The following is a 22,620-nucleotide window of genomic DNA, read 5'->3' as shown; positions in this document are numbered from 1 at the left end:
CTGTCTTCCTTCATTCAATACGTGTTCCACCGCTGCCGCAGCGGCGTGGAGACCGTCCGTTCCCTGTCCTGGCATGAGGTGCGCGACCTGCTGCTGTTCGCCAGCCGCCGCCTGCGCGAGGAAAGCCTGCCCCAGGTGGCGGGCAGCCTGACCTTCACTTCGGTGCTGGGACTGGTGCCGCTGCTGACCATTGCACTGGCTATCTTCACCACCTTCCCCATGTTCACCACCTTCCGCAGCGCCCTGGATGCGTACTTCATCCAGAGCGTGATGCCCAAGGCGATTTCCAGCACCATCATGGGCTACGTGACCATGTTTGCCTCCAAGGCGACGCGGCTGTCGGCCGTGGGGGCGGTGGCGCTGGTGTTTACCTCGATCGCCATGATGAACCTGATCGAGCGCGTGTTCAACCGGATCTGGCGCGTGCGCGGCGAGCGCCGCTGGACCCGCCGCATCCTGGTGTACTGGGCCATCCTGACCCTGGGGCCGCTGATGATAGGGGTGTCGCTGACCCTGTCCTCGCGCGTGTTCATGGCCACCAGCGACCTGGTGGGCGATATCCCCATCCTCGGTACTCTGATCTACACGGTGGTGTCGCTGGCGCTGACCGTGGGCGGCTTCACCCTGCTGTATGTGGCCGTGCCCAACCGCGACGTGGACTGGCGCGACGCCGCCTGGGGCGGGCTGGTGGCCGGCGTCGCCTTCGAGCTGGCCAAGCGCGGCTTTGCCATCTTCATCGTCCAGTTCCCGACCTATTCCAAGATCTATGGCGCGCTGGCGGCGCTGCCGCTGTTCCTGCTGTGGGTTTATTTATCGTGGATGATTACCCTGATAGGCGCGCTGCTGGTGGCTGCGCTGCCGGTGGTGAAGTATGAGCGCTGGTGGCATGAGGCGGTGCCCGGCGGCGAATTCGTGGACGCCATGGCCATCCTCAAGGTGCTGTACGTGGCCTGCGTGTGCGGCGATACGGCCCTGGTCAGCGCCGGCCAGATCCGCCTGCGCACCCGGCTGGGCTTTGACGAGATGGACAAGCTGCTGGAGAAAATGCTGGCCGAGGGCTGGGTGGGGCGGGTCAACGTCGATCCGCCGCGCCGGGTGGAGTGGGGCAAGCGGGTCAGCGAGGGCAGCGACCAATGGGTGCTGCTGGCCAATGTGGACAAGCTGACCGTGGCCGATGTCTACCGCCTGTTCGTGTTTGGCGGCATGGCCGTCAATGCCGGCGTGGTGGGTGATGGCGACGACGAGCGCGACCTGCAGGCCGCACGCGACGCCGCCGCGCTGGCGCGCACCGTGGAGAGCGCCGTGGAGGCCGGCCTGGGCCAGCCCCTGGCCGAGCATTTCGGCCCGCTGGACTGCCGTTAATCGCCGGTCAACAACAGAGTGCGGGCATGGTGCGGTTTGGTTATCCGCAATACTGGCTTTTTTGCCTCCCATACGATACATTCTGCCTGAAAGGCGAGAACAACCAGACTCCCATCCACAGAGCGACCAACCCGAGACAGGACGGCCCACCATGAAAGTTTCCGAAATTCTCCAAGTCAAAGGTAATATCCTTTACACCATCAGCCCCGATCAACCCCTGGCGGATGCCGCCAACACCATGGCGGAAAAGGATATCGGCTCGCTGGTGGTGATGGAGTTTGGCGACCTGGTCGGCATGCTGACCTTCCGCGAGGTGCTCAAGGCCGTGCACAGCAACGCGGGCTCGGTGGGCACCGGCACCGTGCGCAAGCACATGGACGACCATCCCATCACGGTCACCCCGGACACCGACGTCAATGAAGTGCGCCGCATCATGCTGGAAAAGCACGCCCGCTACCTGCCGGTCATGAACGCCCGCACCATCCTCGGGGTGATCTCGTTCTACGACGTGGCGCGCGCCGTGCTGGAGGCGCAGAGCTTCGAGAACCGCATGCTCAAGGCTTATATCCGCGACTGGCCTGCCGAGGCGGATCAAGCGGCTGACTGAACTTGCGCCTTGGGGGGCACGTATTGTCACGCACGTAGCCTGACGGTAATAGTGCCTTGTGGAGTCACTGCCGCGTTTGCTGAAATACTCGTGAAACCGTCGAATTTTCATCGGCTTCGGCTATAATCTGGTGGAGGGTGGCAACGCCATTGTGGTTTGCCAGGAATTGCGTCGGTCGGGCCGCCACGTCGGACTTCGCTCGACTATGCAAATTTCCACTGCTGTATCCCGTTCCTTCACCGAATTTACCAACTCATCCAAAGCAGGCGGCATTGTGCTTATTGTGTGCACAATCGTCTCGCTAAGTATTGCCAATACAACGCTAGGCCCGCAGTACCTCCAATTCTGGCATACAAACGTTGCCGGATTAAGCATCGAGCTGTGGGTCAACGATGCGTTGATGGCGGTCTTCTTCCTCCTTGTCGGCCTGGAGCTTGAGCGCGAGCTTTACTGCGGCGAACTCTCCGATTTGAAGCGGGCCATCCTTCCCGCTATCGCGGCGGTCGGCGGTATCGCATTGCCCAGCTTGATACACTTCAGCTTGAATCATGGTACTGAAACGCAACCGGGCTTAGGCATCCCAATGGCGACAGATATCGCGTTTGCACTCGGTGTGCTTGCGTTGCTTGGAAGCCGCGTGCCCGCGGCGCTGAAAGTATTCCTCGCGGCGCTAGCCGTCATGGATGATCTTGGCGCGATTGTTGTAATCGCCTTGTTCTACACTTCTACGGTGTCGGTTGCTTATTTGCTGGGTGCACTGGCGGTATTCGGGGCACTCATGTTTATCAACCATAAATTACGTATCACCGTGCTCCCGCCGTATCTCATCGGCGGCGTGCTGATGTGGTTTTTGATGCTGAAATCTGGCGTGCACGCCACCATTGCCGGAGTCTTGCTGGCGTTCGCTATCCCGTTCTCCAGGGCACAAGACGATGAGGAATCGCCATCCCACCGCCTGGAGCACGCTCTCCATAAGCCTGTCGCGTTCATCATTTTGCCTGTCTTCGCGCTTGCCAACACCGGCATCGTGCTGTCCCCGGACTGGCCGCAGCACCTGCTGTCCACGAACAGTTTGGGCATCATATTGGGGCTGGTCATGGGCAAGCCCGTGGGAATCACGTTGGCATGTGTGGCGGCGGTGGTTCTCGGCGTGTCCAAGCTCCCGGATGGCCTGAGGTGGTCCCACATCGTCGGCGTTTCGATGTTGGGCGGCATTGGGTTCACCATGTCCATCTTTATCGCGAACCTGGCGTTCCCCGGCTTTCCCGACATCGTGAGCGCAGCGAAGCTGGCCATCCTTGTTGGCTCTTTGATCTCGGGCGTAGCCGGCTACATATGGCTAAGCAAGAAGTCATGACCTGACTGCATGGTGGTATGGCCATCCCGGCAACACCATCAGGCGGCCAGCAGACGGCCCAGCAGCGGCGCCAGCAGCACCATCAATATACCGCTGAAAATCATGGTGAGGCTGGCGACCGCGCCTTCCTGCGGCCCGAGCTGGCGCGCCATGCTCATGCCGAAGCCGTGCGCGGCGGCGCCGAACGGCGCCCCGCGCGCGATCCGCATGCGCAGCGGCAGCAGCGCCAGCAGGGTTTGTCCCAGCAGGATGCCGAACAGTCCGGTGATCACCACGAAGATGCCGGTCAGCTGGGCCGAGCCGCCCAGGTGTTTGGTGGCTTCCAGTGCGAACGGGGTCGAGACCGAACGCGCCAGCAGGCTGTGCGCCAGGCTGCCGTGCAGGCCCAGCGCGCGGTCCAGCAGCAGCGTGCTGCCCAGCGAGGCGGCTATCCCTGCCATACTGCCCAGGCCCAGCGCCAGCCAGTGGCGCCTGACCAGTGCGCGGTACTGGTAAATCGGCAGCGCGAAGGCCACGGTGGCGGGGCCGATCAGCCACACCAGCCAGCGCGTGTCGCCGAAATACTGCGGGAAGGGCGTGGACGACAACTGCAGGATGGCGATCAGCACCGCCGACGTGGAGATGGCAGGCGTCAGCCAGAAGTAGCCGTAGCGCCGGTGCAGTGCGCGGTTGGCGTAGAACAGGGCCAGCGTCAGCACCAGGTAGAGCAGCGGCGTCATGCCATGCGCTCCCGGCGCAGGCGCTTGAGGCGCAGGCCGCGCTCGAAGCGGCATACCCACTCGACCGTGAAGGCGGTCGCCAGCAGCACCGCGATGAAACCCAGGCCGATGGCTGCGAGCAGGCGCAGGCCCTCGCTTTGCAACAGGCCGGTGAACTGCACCACCGACACCACCAGCGGAATAAAGAACAGCAGCATATTCGACAGCAGCCAGTCGGCGCCTTGCTCGACCGTGGCCGGGCGCACCACGCCGCCCAGCAGCAGCGCCACCATGGCCAGCAAGCCGAGCACGCCGCCTGAGAAGGGCAACTGCAGCCAGGCAGCGGCGCGGTCGGCGCCATACCAGGCCGCGATCAATGCCAGGACTTGGGCGACGGTGAAGAGGATGCGTTTCATGGAGGCCATTCTAGGCTGCAGCTTCGGAAAGATAAAATGAATTAGAATTATGAAAATCATTCGAATCCGGAATACATTATGGATATCCGCTCGCTGCGCTACTTCATCGCCGTGGTCGAGCAGCAGGGCTTCAGCCGCGCGGCGGAAAAACTGCACGTGACTCAGCCCACCGTCAGCAAGATGGTGCAGCAGCTGGAGCAGTCGCTGGACCTGGTGCTGCTGGACCGCGTAGGTAAGCGCTTCACGCTGACCGACGCCGGCCAGGTGGTGCTGCAGCGTGGCCGCGCGCTGTTGGCCATGCACGAGGAAATGGGTGTGGAGCTGGGCGACCTGCAGCAGCTGAGGCGCGGCGAGCTGCGCATGGGTGTGACCCAGCAGTCGCACGCGGTGCTGGCGCCGCTGCTGGCCGACTATCACCGGCGACATCCCGAAATAGAGCTCAAGCTGTTCGAGGGCGGCTCGCAATCCATCGAAAACGATATCCGCGCCGGAGCGCTGGAGCTGGGTACGCTGCTGGACCACGCCGCCAACGTGGGCGTATGGCAGGAATTCGACGCCGTACCGCTGGTGAATTCGCCCATGTGCCTGCTGGCGCCCATGGACTCCGCCTGGCGCGGCCGCAAGACCGTCGCGCTGCGCGAGCTGGCCGGCAGCGCCTTCATTTTCTATGGCGAGTCGTTCGCGCTCAACGAGATCGTGTGGCAGGCCTGCCTGCAGGCCGGTTTCACGCCGCGCATCAGCAGCCGCAGCGGGCAGTGGGACTTCGTGGCCTCCCTGGTGCGGCTGGGCGTGGGCGTTGCCCTGCTGCCCAGGCTGTTCTGCGACACCCTGCCCAGGGGGCAATTCGTGGTGGCGGCGCTGGAACAGCCTGCGCTGGACTGGAAGCTGATGCTGGCCTGGCGCCGCGGCGGCCACCTGTCCTTCGCCGCGCGCGCCTGGCTGGAGCTGGTGCGCGCGGCCGGATAAGCCGTCAGGCCGGGCCGCGCCAGGCCGGGCCGCGCCAGGCCGGGCCGCGTCAGGCCGCGCCGCGCAGCGCGCCGCCCGCCAGCCAGCTGTCCAGCGCCTGCGCCGTCATGGGGCGGGCGAACAGGAAGCCCTGGGCATGCGGGCAGCCCAGGTCCAGCAGGATCTGGGCCTGGCGCTCGTCCTCCACGCCCTCCGCGATCACGGACAGGCCCAGGTTGCGGCCCAGCTGTATCACCATCTCGGCTATGCTGCTGCCGCGCGCCGAACCGGTGATCTCGGTCACGAAGGCGCGGTCTATCTTGAGGCGGTCGATCTGCAGCCGCTGCAGGTAGGACAGCGATGAAAAACCGGTGCCGAAGTCGTCGATGGCAATGCTGACGCCGGTCTGCTTGATCTGCGCCAGCATGCGTATCAGCAGGTCCGGTTCCTCCATCGCCATCGATTCCGTGATCTCCAGTTCGATGAACTCGGGCGGCGCCTGGGTATCCTCCAGCGCGTTGCGCAGCATCTCCAGGAAGTAGGGATGGCGGAACTGCACCTGCGACACGTTGATCGACATGACGAAGTCCCGGTGCCCGGCCGCGCGCAGCGCCACCAGTTCGCGGCAGGCGGTGCGCATCACCCATTCGCCCAGGTCGATGATCAGGCCGGAATACTCGGCGATCGGGATGAAGCGGTCGGGCGAGATGAATTTGCCGTCCGGCGTCTGCCAGCGCAGCAGCGCCTCGGCGCCCACCGGCCTGCGCGTGGCCAGGTCGATCTGCGGCTGGTACACCACGAACAGCTGGTTCTGCCCAAAGGCGGTGCGCAGCGCGTGCATCATGCGCACCCGTTCGCGGATCTCCACCCCCATGCTGCGCGAGAAGTAGAAATGGCCTGCGCGCTGCTGCGACTTGGCGCGCTTGAGAGCGATGTCGGCGTCCTTGAGCGCATCGGCGCCGCCGCCGTCATGCTCGCACAGGCGCACCAGGCCCAGGGTGGCGGTCAGCTGCACATCCTGGCCGTCGATGCTGAACGGGGTCTGGAACAGGGCCAGGATGCGGGCCGGATTGACCAGGCTGGAGTCGCCCAGCACGCAGAAGATATCGCCGCCTATGCGCGCCACGGTCAGTTCCTTGCCCAACTGGTGCTGCAGGCGGTTGGCCACCGCCACCAGCAGGGCGTCGCCGAAATGATGGCCCAGGGCGTCGTTGGTTTCGGCGAAGTGGTCCAGGTCGACCAGCGAGATGGTGGCGTCATTACGCGCCGGGCCGGCCAGGGCCTCGTCCAGGATCTCGACCAGGCGGGTGCGGTTGGGCAGCTTGGACAGCTGGTCGTAGAAGGCGGCGTTGTGCAGGTGGCTGACCAGTTCCACATTGTCCAGCCCGACCGCCACGTTGCCGCTGAACACTTGCAGCAGCTGCTCGTCGATCTCGCTGGGGCGCCGGGCCAGGCCGAGGAAGGCGGCGAAGTCGCGGCTGGACTTGCCCGGCAAGTAGAGCGCCACGTAGTCGGTCCCGTACTGGTTGCGGCGCTGCGCCAGCGCCATCTCGAGGGCGGCGTGGACGCGCGGCTGCTCGCGCATGGTCAGCTGCTGCCCCTGCAGGTGGGCATGCGCGCCGCAGGCCGCCACCGCCATCAGCTGCTGGCAGTCGCCGCTGGGGCAGTCCTGTACGCACAGCACGCCGTCCACCGGCTGGTCCAGCAGCGCTTGCGCCTGGGCCAGCACGCCGGCGCCGTAGTTCTGTACTCCGTGCAGTGACATCAGCCGGGTACTGGCGTGGACGATCTGGTCCAGGCCGCGCCGGCTGTCGTTGATCTTGCGGATCTGCTCGTACGAGCGGATCGCCGCCGTCACCGTGGTGAACAGCTTGATGCGGGTCAGTTCGGACTTGGTCTTGTAGTCGTTGATGTCGAAATCGCGGATGGCGTCGATTTCGGGCGCATAGCCGGGCTGGCCGGTGCGCAGGATGATGCGCACGTCGTGCAGCCGCAGCTCTTCGCGGATGTGGCGCACCAGCTGCAGGCCGGCGTCGTCCTGCTCCATCACCACGTCCAGCAGGATGACGGCGATGTCGCGCTCGTGCCGCAGCATCTCGCGGGCCTGGCTGGCGGAATAGGCGTGCACGAATTGCAGCGGCCGGTTTTGCATGTCCAGGTTGCCGAGCGCGAAGGTGGTGGTCGAATGCACGTCCTCGTCATCGTCGATGATCATGACGCGCCATACGCAGTCCGGGCCGGACACGGCAGCCGCAGCCGGATGCTCATCGAGGAATACCAGGTCGTCGTGATCATCCTTGGAAGACTCCAGGTTGCTGATCGATGAGGGCATGCGTCACTTCTCCACGTTTGCTCAGTTTCACGGTCAAGTATATAGCGAATTGATAAGAGGGAATGGGGTTTTCCACCGTTTATCACTCATGTAACATTCTCAGTGGCAACATTTATCAAAAACCGTGGGTTTCAGGGGACGGGGCGGGCGGCGGACTGGTAAAATTGAGTCTAGTCACCACCAACCTCCACGTCTACTATGTCCGGCAATACCTTTGGCAAGCTGTTCTCCGTTACCACGTTTGGCGAATCCCATGGCCCCGCGATCGGCTGCGTGATCGATGGCTGCCCGCCGGGCCTGGCGCTGTCGGAGGCGGACATCCAGCCGGACCTGGACCGTCGCCGTCCCGGCACCTCGCGCCACGTAACCCAGCGCCAGGAGCCCGACCGCGTCGAGATCCTGTCCGGCGTGTACCAAGGCGTGACCACCGGCACCCCGATCGCGCTGCTGATCCGCAACGAGGACCAGCGCAGCAAGGACTATGGCAACATCGCCGAGAGCTTCCGACCCGGCCACGCCGACTACACCTACTGGCACAAGTACGGCGTGCGCGACCCGCGCGGCGGCGGCCGCTCGTCGGCGCGCCTGACCGCACCGGTGGTGGGCGCCGCCGCCATCGCCAAGAAGTGGCTGAAGGAGAAGTACGGCACCGAGTTCAAGGGCTGCATGAGCCAGCTGGGCGACATCGCCGTGCCTTTCCAGGGCTGGGAGCATGTGCATGCCAATCCCTTCTTCGCGGCCAGCGGCGACGCCGACCTGATCGCGCGCATGGAAGCCTACATGGACGAGCTGCGCCGCGAAGGCGACTCGATCGGCGCCCGCATCGAGGTGGTGGCCAGCAATGTGCCGGTCGGCCTGGGCCAGCCGCTGTACGACAAGCTGGACGCCGACATCGCCTACGCCATGATGGGCATTAACGCCGTCAAGGGCGTGGAGATCGGCGCCGGCTTCCGGTCGGTGGCGCAAAAGGGTTCCGAGCACGGCGACCAGCTGACCCCGCAGGGCTTCATCGGCAACAACGCCGGCGGCGTCCTGGGCGGGATCTCGACCGGGCAGGACATCACGGTGTCCATCGCCATCAAGCCGACGTCCTCGATCCGCACGCCGCGCCAGTCGATCGACAAGGATGGCGTGCCGGTCACGGTGGAAACCTTTGGCCGCCACGACCCCTGCGTCGGCATCCGCGCCACGCCCATCGCCGAAGCCATGCTGGCCCTGGTGCTGATCGACCACGCGCTGCAGCACCGCGCCCAGTGCGGCGACGTGCACGTCAACACGCCAGACATCGCCCGCTGAAGTCGGGCGCTGAAGGCGGACACTGATACGGCGCGCTGATCCTGGCGCCAGGCCGAGCGTCAGCGGGCCCTGGCCGGCTCAGAATTCTTCCCACTCCGCTTCCTTGCCGGCCTGCTTGGGAGGCTTGGCAGGCCTGGCCAGCGCCGGACGCGCAGGGGGCGCGGCCTTGGTCGCCGCAGGCGCCGGGCGGCGCGGCGCTGGCGCCGGCTTGGGCGCCGGCGCAGCGGCACGGCTGCCCTCCACCTTGAACACGCTCACCATCTGCGCCAGCCTGACGGCCTGTTCCTGCATGGCTTGCGAGGCCGCCGCCGCCTGTTCCACCAGGGCCGCGTTCTGCTGGGTCACATTGTCCATCTCGGCAACGGCCGTGTTGATCTGTTCGATGCCCACCTCCTGCTCGCGGCCGGCGGCGCTGATCTCGGAAATGATAGCCGTCACGCGCTGCACGCTGGCGACAATTTCCTGCATGGTGGCGCCGGCCTCGTTGACCAGGCTGCTGCCGCTGCCGACTTTTTCCACCGAATCGTTGATCAGCGCCTTGATGTCCTTGGCTGCCGCCGCGCTGCGCTGGGCCAGGGTGCGCACCTCGGACGCCACCACCGCGAAGCCGCGTCCCTGTTCGCCGGCGCGCGCCGCTTCCACCGCCGCATTCAGTGCCAGGATGTTGGTCTGGAAGGCGATGCCGTCGATCACGCCGATGATGTCGGCAATCTTGGCGGAGGAAGCGGTGATCTGGCCCATGGTGTCGATCACGCGTGTCACCAGTTCCCCGCCCTTGAGCGCGATGCCCGAAGCCGACGAGGCCAGCGCGTTGGCTTGCTGCGCATTCTCCGAATTCTGCCGCACCGTGGAGGTCAGCTCTTCCAGCGACGAGGCGGTTTCTTCCAGGCTGGCGGCCTGTTGCTCGGTGCGGCGGGATAGGTCCAGGTTGCCGGCCGCGATCTGGTTGCTGGCGGTGGCGATTGCGTCGCTGCCGTCGCGCACGCTGGTGACCGTGCCTGCCAGACGCTCCTGCATCTGGGCCAGGCCGCGCATCAGCGCGCCCATTTCGTCCTGGCGTCCCAGTTCGATGCGGTTGGCGAGATTGCCTTCGGCGATGGCGTTGAAATGGCCCAGGGCCGAGTCCAGCGGCCCCATTACGGCGCGCACCAGCAGCACCCCGGAGACGCCGGCCAAGGCCAGGCCGATCACGATGGCGGCCGTTGCCAGCATCATGTTGCGGCCATAGTCTGCTTGGCTGCGCTCGTACTGTTCCTGGGTCGATTTGAGCTGGTAGGTGGACAGTTTTTCCGAACTGTCCGTGTACAGCCGGAACAATCGCGTCACCTCGCTCAGCATGAGGCGGTCGATCTCGGCCTGGTTGTGCTCGCGCAGCGCCTTGGCGGCCGGGAGGATGCCGTCGTTGATGAGGGCCTTGCGCTGGGCGCCGACCTGGTCGGCCAGCGCCTTCTCGCCCTCGCCGAAGGGCAGCGCCAGGTAGCTTTGCCACAGCTTGTCGCTGGTGTCGAGGAAGCCCTGGGCGCGCGTCAGGGTTTCCTCGACGTTGGCGGCGTCCGGCTTGAGCGCCACCCGGTCCAGCGACAGGCGCGCGCGGTCGATCTGGATCTGGGCTTCGTAGATGGCCTTCATGGACACCATGCTATTGGCGTACACGTCCTTCAGCACGGCGTTGGACACCGACAAGCTTTGGATGCCCCTGGCGCCGATCAGCACCAGCAGGATGGATAACAAGGCGATTGTGCCGATCAGGCGGGTGCGGATGGTCAATCGAGCAAACATGGTGTTTCCTTATGCTGGAAACGGCGGGGGCGGGGCCGTGTTTGCGCCGCGCAGGCCATGCGGCAGGGCATGGCGCGGCTGGGGTGATGACGGCCAGTCTATAGCATTAATTTCTCGGTAACAATTTGTTTTTCGCCCGGGCGTGGCGGCTTAGCCTCGGTTGGCCACCGGCTCGAGCTTGTGGCGCTGTTCGATCGAACGGCCCACCAGTCCGCGCAGGTCGTTGAGCAGGGCGAATTCGGTCGGGTTGAGGCGGATGGGCGGGAAGGAATCGTCCCAGTCGCCGTACAGGAAGCCGGTCGGCTGGCCAACCGCGGTCAGCGGCAGTATCACGAAGCTGCGCGCCTCGGCCAGGGTGGCGGTCCACCAGCCGGGCAGCTTGGCCGCAAACTTGGGGTCGCGCGCATTCTCGATGAAGATGACGCGGTCGCTGTGCAGGGCGGCGAAGAACACGTTCGGCTCGTAGTTGTCCTCAAAGCTCATGTGCGGCAGGCGTTCGCGGGTCCCTTCGCCGAAGCCGATGCGGGCCGCATAGGTGCCGTCGCGGCGGTTGCGCACGAAAGCCACGGCGCGCGAGAATTCCAGGCCCTTGTAGATGGTTTCCAGCGCGATTTGCACCATCTGGCCGGGGCTGGCGGTCTCCAGCATGTCGCGCATGTCGGCCAGGCCGCTGAGCAGGATCTTGTTGCCGGCCGCACGCTGGCGTTTCTTGGCCAGGGCCTCGGCGCGCTTTTCGGCCGGCCGCGACAGCGGGGCGATGGTGAGGTCGTTGACCGCCACCGCCTTGGCCTGTTCGATGGCCTCGGCCAGCTGCTCGGGCTCGACGCCCAGCATGGCGCTGTAGCGTTCGGTCAGCGCGGCCACCTGGGCATGGCCTTCCGGGTCGTCGTTCCACAAGGCGTCGGCGCAGCGCGAAGCCATGGTGGACAGGCCCGCCACCCAGTCCGATGACGACACTTCGGCGCCTTCCTCGGGCGGCTCGAGGTCGCGCATGCCTTTGACCAGGCTGGCCGGCAGGCCCCAGTGCAGGGCGGCGGCGTGACCGATCTCCTGCAGGGTCAGTCCCAGCAGCTCCGGTGCGCACGCATCCGGCGTGACCGCGTTCTGCCCGGCGTGCTGCAGCAGCGCAGCCCATTGTTCCGGCATGTAGTAGGTCAGCATCAGTGCGCCCAGGCGCTGCAGCATGGCGCACACCACGGCTTCCTCGCCGTGTCGGCTGTGCGCGGCCTCGGCCACCTGCTGGGCCACGATACCGGATAAAACCGCCTTTTCCATTTCCACGTGGGCGACGGCGGAGTCCGGCGTCGAGGAGGCCAGCTCCTCGATCAGCTTGAGGCCCAGGGCCAGGTGGCCGATGGCTTCCGTGCCCAGCACCAGCACGGCCTTGGAGACGGTACTCACGTGCTGCCCGAAGGCCGAATACATGGTGCTGTTGGCCAGCCGCAGGACCTTCTGGGTCAGGACCGGGTCCGACAGCACGGTGCGGGTCATGTTGAATTCCTGCTCGTCCTCGCCGCGCATGGCGCCCAGGATGGAAGTGATGGCCTTGGCGAAGCCGGGCAGGTCGCCGCGCCTGCGCGTGCATTCCCACAGCCTGGACAGGGTCTGCTCGCCCAGCGCCGTGCCGGCCTTGTACGGCGGCGTCATGCGGACACCTGGCGCGGTTCGGCCGGCGGCACCAGATGGGCGTAGGTGCTGTCCTTGAGTGCGGCCATGGCCACGTTGGCCGCCATCGGCTTGCCGGTCAGGTAGCCCTGGATGTACTGGCAGCCGCGCTGCTCCAGGTAGTGCAGCTGCGGCTCGGTTTCCACCCCCTCTGCCACCACGCTCAGTCCCAGGTGCTTGGCCAGGTCCAGCACGGCGTTGCAGATGGCGGAGTCCTTGGTGGACTCGGGCAGGTCGCGGATGAAGGCGCGGTCTATCTTCAGCACCGAGATCGGGAAGCGCTTCAGGTAGGCCAGCGAGGAATAGCCGGTGCCGAAATCGTCGATGGCAATGCGGGCCTTGCGCTGGGTCATTTTGGACAGGATGGATTCGGCATGGGCCGGGTCCAGCATCAGCGTGCCTTCTGTTATTTCAAGAACCAATTGCTCACCTAAAACGCCGGAAAACGCAATGGCGTCGTCCAGCACATCCAAAAATTTATCGTTGCGGAATTGCCGCGGGCTGATATTAACAGACATGTACAGGCTGCGCCCGGCCACCTCCTGGAACTGCTTGAGCTGCACCGTGGCCGCCTTCAGGGCCCAGGCCCCCAGCAGATTGATCAGGCCGTTGGTCTCGGCAATCGGGATGAAGCGCGCCGGCGACACCATGCCCAGGGTCGGGTGCTTCCAGCGCATCAGGGTCTCGAAGCCCTGGATCTCGCGCGTGCGCGCGTCCACGATGGGCTGGTAGTGCAGCAGGAACTCGCCCTCGCGCACGGCCTGGAACATGGCCGCCTCCAGCGAGATGTCGTGCTGCGGCTTGTCGCCGTCGCGCTGGCTGTACACCACGCAGCGCGCCTTGCCGGTGGCCTTGGCGCGCGTCAGGGCGGCATCGGCCAGGGCCAGCAGGCGGGCGTCGTCCTCGGCGTGCAGCGGATACACCGCCACGCCCACCGAGGCGCCGATGTAGACCGTGTGGGTGTCGATCTCGAACGGCGATTGCAGGGAGGCGATCAGGCGCCCGGTGACCAGCTTGATCTGGGCCTCGGTATGGGTGCCGGGCAGCACCGCGACGAATTCGTCGCCGCCCACCCGCGCCAGGGTGTCGGAATCGCGCAAGGTCTTGCGCAGGCGCGCCGCCGCCATGCGCAGCAGGGCGTCGCCGGCCGGATGGCCGATGCCGTCGTTGACTTTCTTGAAACCATCCAGGCCGATGGTGGCCACCGAGAAGCCCTGGCCCGAGCGGCGCGCGGTGGCGATCACCATGCGCATGCGGTCGGCCAGCAGCAATCGGTTGGGCAGTTCGGTCAGGGCGTCGTGGGTGGCCAGGTGGCGCAGGCGCTCCTCGGTGGCGTGCTGGGCCGACATGTCGCGCCCCACCACCAGCAGTTCCTGCTTGCCGGCCTGGTTCAGGAAGGTGGAGATGCGCAATTCGTGCCACACTTCGGTGTCGGCGGTCCTGAGGCGCACTTCGACCAGCTTGGCCACCCCGGTCTGCGTCACATCGGCCAGCACGGCCTTGAGCGGGGCCCGGTCGGGATCGGCGACATGGCTGGCCAGCGTGTCGCCGGACAGTTCGCGGGTGCAGCCCATGAAGGTGGTGGCGCGCCGGCTGGCGTGCAGGATCTGGCCAGGCAGGTTGAGACGGAACACAACATCGCCAGCCTCTTCCATGAGGTTGTCTGTTTCGTTGCGCAAGGGGCCTTGCGGCTGGGAGGAGGTGCTGGAAAGCATCGCGTGAGCTGATTCGGGCCGGAACTGTAAACCAGAACGAAATGTATCATTGATGCAGGCGGATTTACATGAAAAAAGACAAGATTCATGACGGTTTTGTGTATTTGTCGCGGCGGGTGACTGAAAACGCTGCTTCAGAGTGAAAAAGCCATGAATATGCGCTAATTTAAATTGCATTAAATGAAATTATTATTCCCTTAGGTGCAATGAAAGACAGCGAGGGCAAAATGAATGAATTCGATACGCATGCGCTGGCCAACACCGTGCCGCCGCTGGGCGCGATCAACCTGTACGGCTGCGACCCGGCCCTGCGCGCCGCCCTGCTGCGCGAGGGCGGCGCAGCCGAGGACCACGCCCTGTGGCGTCTGGGCGAGCAACTGGGCCGGGCCGAGGTGCTGGACCTGGGCCGCCTGGCCAACCTCTACGCGCCGGTGCTGCACCAGTTCGACCGCGAGGGGCGCCGCATCGACGAGGTGGAATTCCATCCGGCCTGGCACAGCCTGATGGCGCTGCTGATAGTCGAGGGCGCCCATGCCTCGCCCTGGGACGGCGGCAGCCACGTGGCGCGGGCGGCGCGCTACCTGCTGTTCGGGCAAGTCGAGAACGGTACCCAGTGCCCGGTCACCATGACTTACGCTTCGGTGGCCGCGCTGCGCCAGGCGCCGCGGCTGGCCGCCAAATGGTTGCCCAAGATACTGTCGCGCCGCTACGACCCGCGTTCCCTGCCGGTCGAGCAGAAGGAAGGCGCCCTGGTCGGCATGGGCATGACGGAAAAGCAGGGCGGTTCGGACGTGCGCCTGAACACCACCCGCGCCACCGCGCTGGAGCCGGCCGAGGCGCGCCGCCTGTATGGCGAGGAGGGGGAGCAGGTGTACCGCATCGTCGGCCACAAATGGTTCTTTTCGGCGCCGCAGAGCGACGCCCACCTGGTGCTGGCGCAGACCGATGCAGGATTGTCCTGTTTCTTCCTGCCGCGCTACCTGCCGGATGGCAGCCGCAACCAGATCCGCGTACAGCGCCTCAAGGACAAGGTGGGCAACCGCTCCAACGCCTCCTCCGAGGTGGAATTTACCGGCGCGCACGGCTGGCTGCTGGGGGCGCCGGGACGCGGCGTGCCCACCATCCTGGAGATGGGCAGCCATACGCGCCTGGACTGCGTGCTGGGCAGTGCCGGCGCCATGCGGGCCGCGCTGGTGCATGCGCTGCACCATGCGCGGCGCCGCGTGGCTTTCGGCCGCCCGCTGGCGCAGCAGCCGCTGATGCAGAACGTGCTGGCCGACCTGGCGCTGGAATCCGAGGCCGCTACCGTCTTCGCCATGCGGCTGGCGCGCTGCTACGACCAGTCCGGCGAGCCGTCCCAGGCGCTGCTGGCGCGCCTGCTGACCCCGGCCGGCAAGTACTGGATCTGCAAGCGCGGTCCCGGCTTCGGCGCCGAGGCCATGGAAGTCGTCGGCGGCAGCGGCTATGTGGAGGACGGTCCGCTGGCGCGCTTGTACCGCGAACTGCCGGTCAATTCGATCTGGGAAGGATCGGGCAACGTGATGTGCCTGGACCTGCTGCGCGCCCTGGGCAGGAACCCGGACGCGCGCCAGGCGCTGGCGGCCGAGCTGGCGCTGGCCGGGCAGGACGATGCCGATTACACTGCCTGCACGGCGGCCCTGCTGGCCGACCTGGAGCACGCCGGCGCCGACGAATACGGCGCCCGCCGCCTGGCCGAGCGGGTGGTGCTGGCGGTGCAGGCCGGGCTGCTGCTGCGCCATGCGCCCGATTACGTGGCGCGCGCCTTCGTGGCATCGCGCCTGGCGCGCGATCCGGGCGGCGCCTATGGACGGCTGCCGGATGGCGTTGATTGCGGCGCCATCCTGGAGCGCGCCCTGCTCGAGGAGGGACAATAATTTTGCCGTAACCATTCCCTGAGGCGGTCCGGGCTGGGATAATGCCGTGTAATACCTGATCACCAGAACATGACCATGAAACAAGATCCGCGCTTTCCCAATCTCTACATCACCGACCATCCGCTGATCCAGCACAAGCTCAGCCACATGCGCGACAAGGGCACCTCGACCCGCACCTTCCGCGAGCTGCTCAAGGAAATCACGCTGCTGATGGGATACGAGATCACGCGCGACCTGCCGCTGACCACGCGCACCATCGAGACCCCGCTGGCCACCATAGACGCGCCCGTCATCGCGGGCAAGAAGCTGGCCATCGTGCCGATCCTGAGGGCCGGCATCGGCATGAGCGACGGCCTGCTGAACCTGGTGCCCTCGGCCCGCGTGGGCCATATCGGCGTGTTCCGCGACCCCGCCACCCACCAGCCGGTGGAATACCTGGTGCGCCTGCCCGACCTGGCCGAGCGCACCTTCATCCTGTGCGACCCCATGGTGGCGACCGGCAATTCGGCGGTGCATGCGGTGGACGTGCTCAAGTCGCGCGGCGTCGGCGACGACCAGATCATCTTCCTGGCCCTGGTGGCGGCGCCGGAAGGCATTACCGTGTTCCAGAACGCGCATCCGGGCGTGAAAATCTACTGCGCCTCGCTGGACAGCCACCTGAACGACCACGCCTACATCATGCCGGGCCTGGGCGACGCCGGCGACCGCATCTTCGGCACCAAATAAGCATGGCGCCCCTGGCCGATCCCCACTTCCGCGCCCGCCTGCAGGCACTGGGCGACAAGTTCGCCGCCACCGTGCCCGGCACGCTGGACAAGATTGCCGCTGCGCTGGCGGCCTGCGCAGCGGCGCGCGGCGCGGACGGCGTGCCGGCGCCGGACACACTGCATGTGCTGCACGAATTGCTGCATGGGGTGGCCGGATCGGCCGGCACCTTTGGCTTCGGCGCCCTGGGCCAGGAATGCCGCCGCATCGAGCAAATGCTGCGCGCCCTGATGGAAGGCGGCGAGGGCGACTGGCACGCCATTTCGGCCGACACCGCGCAGCTGCTGCAGCGGGCCGCACGCGATCCCCGCCATCTGGACCCCGGCGCCGTGTAAAACTGCGCAAATCCCGTTTCTGCGGTGCGCTTGATCCAGCGCAAATCGTGTAGGATTTACTTGTCTATAGTGACACATATCCCTGAAAAACGCAGTAAAAACAACGGTTTTGGCACCAAACAAGTGCATTGGCATTTATTTTCGACAAAACGTGCTTTTCTCGTTCAATTGGGTATAATGCGGCATCGTTTGATCAAGAGTAGGGCAGTTTAACTGGTCTTGCAATCTTGTCTCAAAACGATATCACGGGCGCAAGCCCAACTTAACTGAAATAGGAATTTGTATGGCAACTGGTATCGTAAAATGGTTCAATGACTCGAAGGGTTTCGGCTTTATCACCCCTGACGAAGGCGGCGAAGATCTGTTCGCTCACTTCTCGGCGATTCAGTCGGCAGGCTTCAAGTCGCTGCAAGAGAACCAGCGCGTTTCGTTTGACGTGACCGCCGGCCCCAAAGGCAAGCAAGCGTCGAACATCACCCCGCTGTAATACGCTGGATCAAAACGACTAAAGAAATCCTCGGTATCCGAGGATTTTTTTTCGCCTGTACTTCGGGCAGATACATCACGTGAGCGGCTTCTTCCAGTAGTCCGGCTGGGCGTAGGCATGGCGCAGGAAGTCCACGAAGGCCCGTATCCGCAGCGGCAGGTGGCGGCGCTGGGCAAATACGGCGTAGATGTCGTTGCCGGGCGCGCAGTACCCGTCCAGCACCGTCTGCAACCGTCCCGCCTCGATCTCGCTGCCCACTTCCCACATCGAGCGCCACGCCAGTCCCTTGCCCGCCAGGGCCCATGCGTGCAGCACCTGGCCGTCGTTGCAGGCCAGGTTGCCGCTCACCTTGAGCACCACGTTCTTGCCGTTTTCCTGGAAGGTCCAGCCGCGCTGGCTGCCTTCGCTGCTGATGGGCAGGCAATTGTGCCTGGCCAGGTCGGCCAGGGTTTCCGGCACCCCGTGGCGCTTGAAATAGGCCGGCGCGCCCACCACCACGCGTTCGTTGTCGGCCAGTTTGACGCTGACCAGGCTGGAATCGGCCAGGCTGGCGATGCGGATCGCCACGTCCACTCCTTCGCCGATCAGGTCCACCACGCGGTCATTCAGGTTCAGGGTGACGGTGACGTCGCGGTGCTCGGCCAGGAAGGAGGGCAGCAGCGGCGCCACGTGCTGGCGTCCAAAGCCGGCCGGAGCCGACACCATCAGGTGGCCGCTGGCGCGCGCGCTGCGCTCGGCCACGGCGGCCTCGGCATCTTCCAGGTCGGCCAGGATGCGCTGGCAATCTTCCAGGAAGGCGGCGCCCTCGTTGGTCAACGCCAGCTTGCGCGTGGTGCGCTGCAGCAATTTTACTCCCAGGCGTGCCTCCAGCGCGTCCAGGCGCCGGCCTATCATGGCCGGGGCGATGCCCTCGGCGCGCGCCGCCGCCGACAGGCTGCCGCGCGCCACCACGTCGACAAAGGTGGATATCTGCCGGAATTGTCCCATTCCTTACCGCTCCCGCTCACTTGTGATAAATACGCAAAAATGAAGTGATGTTTTGTCTCGTTTCCATAACTTCCATTTCAATATACTTGAAATCCCGGCAGCATGTAACCGAACCGCTACACTAATGATTAAGGTCCGGAACGGGCGCCAGCTGTGCTTATAATGGTCCGGGACCACCCTTTTACTAACGGAGAGACACCCATGACGCAATCCACCCTCAACTTGCCGGCAGGCATGGAAATCACGGGCGAGATCAAGCCCGGCTACGAGAACATCCTGACTGCCGACGCGCTGGCCCTGGTGGCCGAGCTGAGCCGTGAATTCGAAGCCCGCCGCCAGCAGTTGCTGGCCGTGCGCGTGGAGCGTGCCGCCCGCCTGGACGCCGGAGAGCGTCCCGACTTCCTTCCGGAAACCGCGCACATCCGCAGCGGCGACTGGACCATCGCGCCTATACCCCAGGCCCTGGAATGCCGCCGTGTGGAAATCACCGGCCCGGTCGAGCGCAAAATGGTCATCAACGCCTTCAACTCGGGCGCCGACAGCTACATGACCGACTTCGAAGACTCGAACACCCCCAACTGGGACAACCAGATCACCGGCCAGATCAATATGTTCGATGCGGTGCGCCGCACCATTTCGCTGGAACAGAACGGCAAGTCGTACAAGCTGAACGACAAGATCGCCACCCTGGTCGTGCGTCCGCGCGGCTGGCACCTGGACGAGAAGCACGTGCTGGTGGACGGCAAGCGCATCTCGGGCGGCATCTTCGACTTCGCCCTGTTCATGTTCCACAATGCCAAGGAACAGCTGGCGCGCGGCGCCGGCCCATACTTCTACCTGCCCAAGCTGGAATCGCACCTGGAAGCGCGCCTGTGGAACGACATTTTCGTCATGACCCAGGATGAACTGGGCATCCCGCAGGGCACCATCAAGGCCACCGTGCTGATCGAGACCATCCTGGCCGCCTTCGAGATGGACGAGATCCTGTACGAGCTGCGCGAGCACAGCGCGGGCCTGAACGCCGGCCGTTGGGACTACATCTTCTCCTGCATCAAGAAGTTCAAGCTGGACAAGGAGTTCTGCCTGGCCGACCGCGCCAAGGTCACCATGACGGCGCCCTTCATGCGCGCCTACGCCCTGCTGCTGCTCAAGACTTGCCACAAGCGCAAGGCCCCGGCCATAGGCGGCATGGCGGCCCTGATCCCGATCAAGAACGATCCCGAGAAAAACGAGATCGCCATGGGCGGGGTGCGCACCGACAAGGCGCGCGACGCCACCGACGGCTACGACGGCGGCTGGGTGGCCCACCCGGGCCTGGTCGACCTGGCCATGGCCGAGTTCACCAAGGTGCTGGGCGACAAGCCTAACCAGATCGACAAGCAGCGCCTGGACGTGGACGTCACGGCCGAACAGCTGCTGGACTTCAAGCCCGAGACCCCGATCACGGAAGCCGGCCTGCGCTACAACATCAACGTGGGCATCCACTACCTGGGCAGCTGGCTGGCCGGCAATGGCTGCGTGCCCATCCACAACCTGATGGAAGACGCGGCCACGGCCGAAATCAGCCGCTCGCAGGTGTGGCAGTGGATACGTTCCGATAAAGGCGTGCTGGAAGATGGCCGCAAGGTTACGGCCGAGATGGTGCGCGCCATGATCCCCGAAGAACTGGCCAAGGTGCAGGCCGCCGCGCCGGGCGGCGACGGTCCGACCTATCCGCGCGCCGCAGAGATCTTCGAGAACATGGCGACCTCGGAAGCCTTCGAGGAATTCCTGACCCTGCCGCTGTACGAGGAAATCTGATGACGTGATGGCGCCGCCCGCGGCGCCATCACGGCAAACCGGAGCAGGCCACGCTGGCCGCTCCGGTTTTTTTACGTCCTCAGAAGTTGTTCTTCCACAGGCGCAGTGCGGTGAAGGCCGACAGCGCGGTGCTGTTGGCGTCCAGCTTGCCGGCCGCCACCAGTTGGGCCGCAATGGCCGGTTCGCGGTAGCGCAGGAAGGGATTGGTGGCCTTTTCCAGGCCTATGGTGCTGGGCACCGTGGGCAGGTCGTGCTCGCGCTTGTCGGTCTCCACCTTGACGCGCTGCTGCAGCGCCTCGTTGTCGGGATCGACCACGCGCGCGAAGCGCAGGTTGGACAGCGTATACTCGTGGGCGCAGTACACCAGGGTGTCGTCGGGCAGCGAGGCCAGCTTGCCGAGCGAGCTGATCATCTGGGCCGGCGTCCCTTCGAACAGGCGGCCGCAGCCGCCCGCAAACAGGGTGTCGCCGCAGAACAGCCAGGCCGGTTCGCCGTCCTGGGCCGCGCGCACGTAGGCGATGTGGCCCATGGTGTGGCCGGGCACGTCCAGCACCGACAGCCTGAGCGCCAGGCCCGGCACGTCGATCACCTTGTTCTCGCCCACCGGCAGGGTGACGGCGGCGATGTCCTCGTTGCGGGGACCAAAAACGGGAACCGGATATTGCTGTAATAATTCAGGGACGCCGCCGATGTGGTCAGCGTGGTGATGGGTGAGTAGAATGGCGGTGAGCTTGAGTCCGTGGGCTTTGAGGGCGGCCAGTATCGGCTTCGCGTCACCTGGATCGACCACGGCGGCATGCGTGCCGTCATGGATCAGCCACAGATAGTTATCTTGGAAAGCAGGAACCGTGAGGACAGTTAAGGCGTTGGTAGAAGATATGGTCATTGGGTCGCGAATGTTGGCACTTGGGACTGGGCATGGATAAGGCGTCGGAAAAATCCATTATAGCGCTGGATGGCTGGCTGCAAACGCCGGCTGGCGTGTACCTGCGTGCATGGGAGCAACGCTGCCTGGACAACCTGACAGCCGACATCTTCGGCTACAACGCGCTGCAGATCGGCATGCCGCAAATCGATGCGCTGGCGGCCAGCCGCATGCCATCCAAGTGGCTGGCCGACATCCGTCCCCATCCCTTGCAGGGGGAGGCCGGGGCGGCGCGTCCGGCGGTGGTCACCCTCGATGTGGAGGAGCTGCCGTTTGCCTCGCAAAGCCTGGACCTGGTGGTGCTGCCGCACGTGCTGGAATTCGCGCGCGAGCCGCATCAGGTGCTGCGTGAGGTCGAGCGGGTCCTGATACCCGAAGGCCAGGTCATCATCTGCGGCTTCAACCCGGCCAGCCTGTGGGGCATGCGCCAGGGCATGCGGCGCCTGGGAGGCTCGGACTTCCTGCCCCGCACCGAGGAATTGATTTCCATGCTGCGCATGAAAGACTGGTTAAAATTGCTGAACCTGGGCGCCAGCCAGAGCCACTTCGGCTGCTATGCGCCCGCCTGCCGCACCGAGAAATGGCTGCACCGCTACGCCTTCATGGACCGGGCCGGCGCGCGCTGGTGGCCCTACCTGGGCGGCGTCTACATCGTGCAGGCCATCAAGCGCGTCAAGGGCATGCGCCTGATCGGGCCGGCCTGGACCCGCAAGGCGGCAGCGGCCCCGGTGGCCGTGCCCGTCACCAACCGGCAACGGGAACTGGAACTACAAAGAAAACTACCAAGAGAACTACGAGATGGATAAGGTTGAAATTTTTACCGATGGCGCCTGCAAGGGCAATCCCGGCACCGGCGGCTGGGGCGCCTTGCTGACCTCCGGCGAGCGCGAGAAGGAAATCTTCGGCGGCGCCCACAACACCACCAACAACCGCATGGAACTGCAGGCCGTGATCGAAGCCCTGAACGCGCTCAAGCGGCCCTGCGAGGTGGTGCTGCACACCGACAGCCAGTACGTGCAGAAAGGCATCAGCGAATGGATACACGGCTGGAAGGCGCGCGGCTGGAAAACTTCGACCAGGGAGCCGGTCAAGAACGCCGACCTGTGGCAGGCCCTGGACCAGGCCCAGGCCGTCCACCAGGTCGACTGGCGCTGGGTGCGCGGCCACAATGGCCACCCCGGCAACGAGCGCGCCGACATGCTGGCCAACCGCGGCGTGGCCTCCGTGCGCGGCCAGTAGGCTATACTGCGCGGC

General features: G+C 65.2%; 20 protein-coding genes. 12 read left to right on the top strand and 8 right to left on the bottom strand.

What is annotated here, in order from left to right:
• The 3 genes from ACLB1G_RS01960 (at position 1) to nhaA (ending at position 3,326) form a co-directional block, all read left to right on the top strand.
• The gene (locus ACLB1G_RS01960; RefSeq protein WP_491625665.1) at positions 1-1,362 is read left to right on the top strand and encodes a YihY family inner membrane protein; all 1,362 of its coding nucleotides are present in this window, start codon (positions 1-3) and stop codon (positions 1,360-1,362) included.
• 151 nt (positions 1,363-1,513) lie between these two features.
• Positions 1,514-1,969, top strand: coding sequence for a CBS domain-containing protein (locus ACLB1G_RS01955; RefSeq protein ID WP_491625489.1), 456 nt, complete (start codon positions 1,514-1,516; stop codon positions 1,967-1,969).
• Between the two features lie 205 nt (positions 1,970-2,174).
• On the top strand, positions 2,175-3,326 hold the full coding sequence (gene nhaA, locus ACLB1G_RS01950; RefSeq protein ID WP_491625488.1) for a Na+/H+ antiporter NhaA: 1,152 nt from the start codon (positions 2,175-2,177) through the stop codon (positions 3,324-3,326).
• Positions 3,327-3,364: 38 nt separating this feature from the next.
• On the opposite strand, the gene ACLB1G_RS01945 is transcribed toward nhaA, so the two are convergent.
• Positions 3,365-4,045: an LrgB family protein gene (locus ACLB1G_RS01945; RefSeq protein WP_491625487.1), complete on the bottom strand. Its 681-nt coding sequence runs from the start codon at positions 4,043-4,045 to the stop codon at positions 3,365-3,367.
• Complete coding sequence (locus ACLB1G_RS01940) at positions 4,042-4,440, bottom strand: CidA/LrgA family protein (protein WP_491625486.1); 399 nt, start codon at positions 4,438-4,440, stop codon at positions 4,042-4,044. The genes ACLB1G_RS01945 and ACLB1G_RS01940 overlap by 4 nt, the downstream gene beginning before the upstream one ends.
• 78 nt (positions 4,441-4,518) lie before the next feature.
• Between ACLB1G_RS01940 and ACLB1G_RS01935 the strand changes: the two genes are divergently transcribed.
• Complete coding sequence (locus ACLB1G_RS01935) at positions 4,519-5,406, top strand: LysR substrate-binding domain-containing protein (protein WP_491625485.1); 888 nt, start codon at positions 4,519-4,521, stop codon at positions 5,404-5,406.
• Between the two features lie 49 nt (positions 5,407-5,455).
• On the opposite strand, the gene ACLB1G_RS01930 is transcribed toward ACLB1G_RS01935, so the two are convergent.
• Positions 5,456-7,717 carry a putative bifunctional diguanylate cyclase/phosphodiesterase gene (locus ACLB1G_RS01930; protein WP_491625484.1) on the bottom strand — a complete coding sequence of 754 codons (2,262 nt, stop codon included), beginning with the start codon at positions 7,715-7,717 and terminating at the stop codon, positions 5,456-5,458.
• 198 nt (positions 7,718-7,915) lie between these two features.
• Between ACLB1G_RS01930 and aroC the strand changes: the two genes are divergently transcribed.
• Complete coding sequence (gene aroC / locus ACLB1G_RS01925; RefSeq protein ID WP_491625483.1) at positions 7,916-9,013, top strand: chorismate synthase; 1,098 nt, start codon at positions 7,916-7,918, stop codon at positions 9,011-9,013.
• A 78-nt stretch (positions 9,014-9,091) separates the two neighbouring features.
• Here aroC and ACLB1G_RS01920 read toward each other — a convergent pair whose 3' ends face one another.
• The 3 genes from ACLB1G_RS01920 to ACLB1G_RS01910 all read right to left on the bottom strand — a co-directional run bounded on the left by ACLB1G_RS01920 (position 9,092) and on the right by ACLB1G_RS01910 (position 14,112).
• Entirely contained in the window at positions 9,092-10,792 is a 1,701-nt protein-coding gene (locus ACLB1G_RS01920) for a methyl-accepting chemotaxis protein (protein ID WP_491625482.1), read from the bottom strand.
• 150 nt (positions 10,793-10,942) lie between these two features.
• On the bottom strand, positions 10,943-12,439 hold the full coding sequence (locus ACLB1G_RS01915) for an HDOD domain-containing protein (protein ID WP_491625481.1): 1,497 nt from the start codon (positions 12,437-12,439) through the stop codon (positions 10,943-10,945).
• Positions 12,436-14,112: a putative bifunctional diguanylate cyclase/phosphodiesterase gene (locus tag ACLB1G_RS01910; RefSeq protein WP_491625664.1), complete on the bottom strand. Its 1,677-nt coding sequence runs from the start codon at positions 14,110-14,112 to the stop codon at positions 12,436-12,438. The genes ACLB1G_RS01915 and ACLB1G_RS01910 overlap by 4 nt, the downstream gene beginning before the upstream one ends.
• A gap of 287 nt (positions 14,113-14,399) precedes the next feature.
• On the opposite strand from ACLB1G_RS01910, the gene ACLB1G_RS01905 reads away from it, so the two are divergent.
• The 4 genes from ACLB1G_RS01905 (at position 14,400) to ACLB1G_RS01890 (ending at position 17,654) form a co-directional block, all read left to right on the top strand.
• A complete protein-coding gene (locus ACLB1G_RS01905) occupies positions 14,400-16,067 on the top strand; it encodes an isovaleryl-CoA dehydrogenase (protein ID WP_491625663.1) in 1,668 nt (555 codons plus the stop codon).
• 75 nt (positions 16,068-16,142) lie between these two features.
• Entirely contained in the window at positions 16,143-16,793 is a 651-nt protein-coding gene (gene upp, locus ACLB1G_RS01900) for a uracil phosphoribosyltransferase (RefSeq protein WP_491625662.1), read from the top strand.
• Positions 16,794-16,795: 2 nt separating this feature from the next.
• Complete coding sequence (locus ACLB1G_RS01895; protein WP_491625480.1) at positions 16,796-17,167, top strand: Hpt domain-containing protein; 372 nt, start codon at positions 16,796-16,798, stop codon at positions 17,165-17,167.
• Positions 17,168-17,450: 283 nt separating this feature from the next.
• Entirely contained in the window at positions 17,451-17,654 is a 204-nt protein-coding gene (locus ACLB1G_RS01890) for a cold-shock protein (RefSeq protein WP_491625479.1), read from the top strand.
• Between the two features lie 75 nt (positions 17,655-17,729).
• Here the strand turns inward: ACLB1G_RS01890 and ACLB1G_RS01885 are convergent, their stop codons facing one another.
• The gene (locus ACLB1G_RS01885; RefSeq protein WP_491625478.1) at positions 17,730-18,641 is read right to left on the bottom strand and encodes a LysR family transcriptional regulator; all 912 of its coding nucleotides are present in this window, start codon (positions 18,639-18,641) and stop codon (positions 17,730-17,732) included.
• Positions 18,642-18,842: 201 nt separating this feature from the next.
• Here ACLB1G_RS01885 and aceB point away from each other — a divergent pair, with 201 nt between their 5' ends.
• The gene (aceB, locus tag ACLB1G_RS01880; protein ID WP_491625477.1) at positions 18,843-20,441 is read left to right on the top strand and encodes a malate synthase A; all 1,599 of its coding nucleotides are present in this window, start codon (positions 18,843-18,845) and stop codon (positions 20,439-20,441) included.
• Between the two features lie 79 nt (positions 20,442-20,520).
• Here the strand turns inward: aceB and gloB are convergent, their stop codons facing one another.
• Positions 20,521-21,327 (bottom strand): hydroxyacylglutathione hydrolase, encoded by an 807-nt coding sequence (gene gloB / locus ACLB1G_RS01875; protein WP_491625476.1) that lies wholly within the window; start codon positions 21,325-21,327, stop codon positions 20,521-20,523.
• Between the two features lie 32 nt (positions 21,328-21,359).
• Here gloB and ACLB1G_RS01870 point away from each other — a divergent pair, with 32 nt between their 5' ends.
• Positions 21,360-22,172, top strand: coding sequence for a class I SAM-dependent methyltransferase (locus tag ACLB1G_RS01870; protein ID WP_491625475.1), 813 nt, complete (start codon positions 21,360-21,362; stop codon positions 22,170-22,172).
• Positions 22,165-22,605 (top strand): ribonuclease HI, encoded by a 441-nt coding sequence (rnhA, locus tag ACLB1G_RS01865; RefSeq protein ID WP_491625474.1) that lies wholly within the window; start codon positions 22,165-22,167, stop codon positions 22,603-22,605. The genes ACLB1G_RS01870 and rnhA overlap by 8 nt, the downstream gene beginning before the upstream one ends.
• Positions 22,606-22,620 lie beyond the last annotated feature (15 nt).

The organism is Duganella kummerowiae, from assembly GCF_053572355.1.
This window is presented reverse-complemented; position numbering and strand designations above follow the sequence as displayed.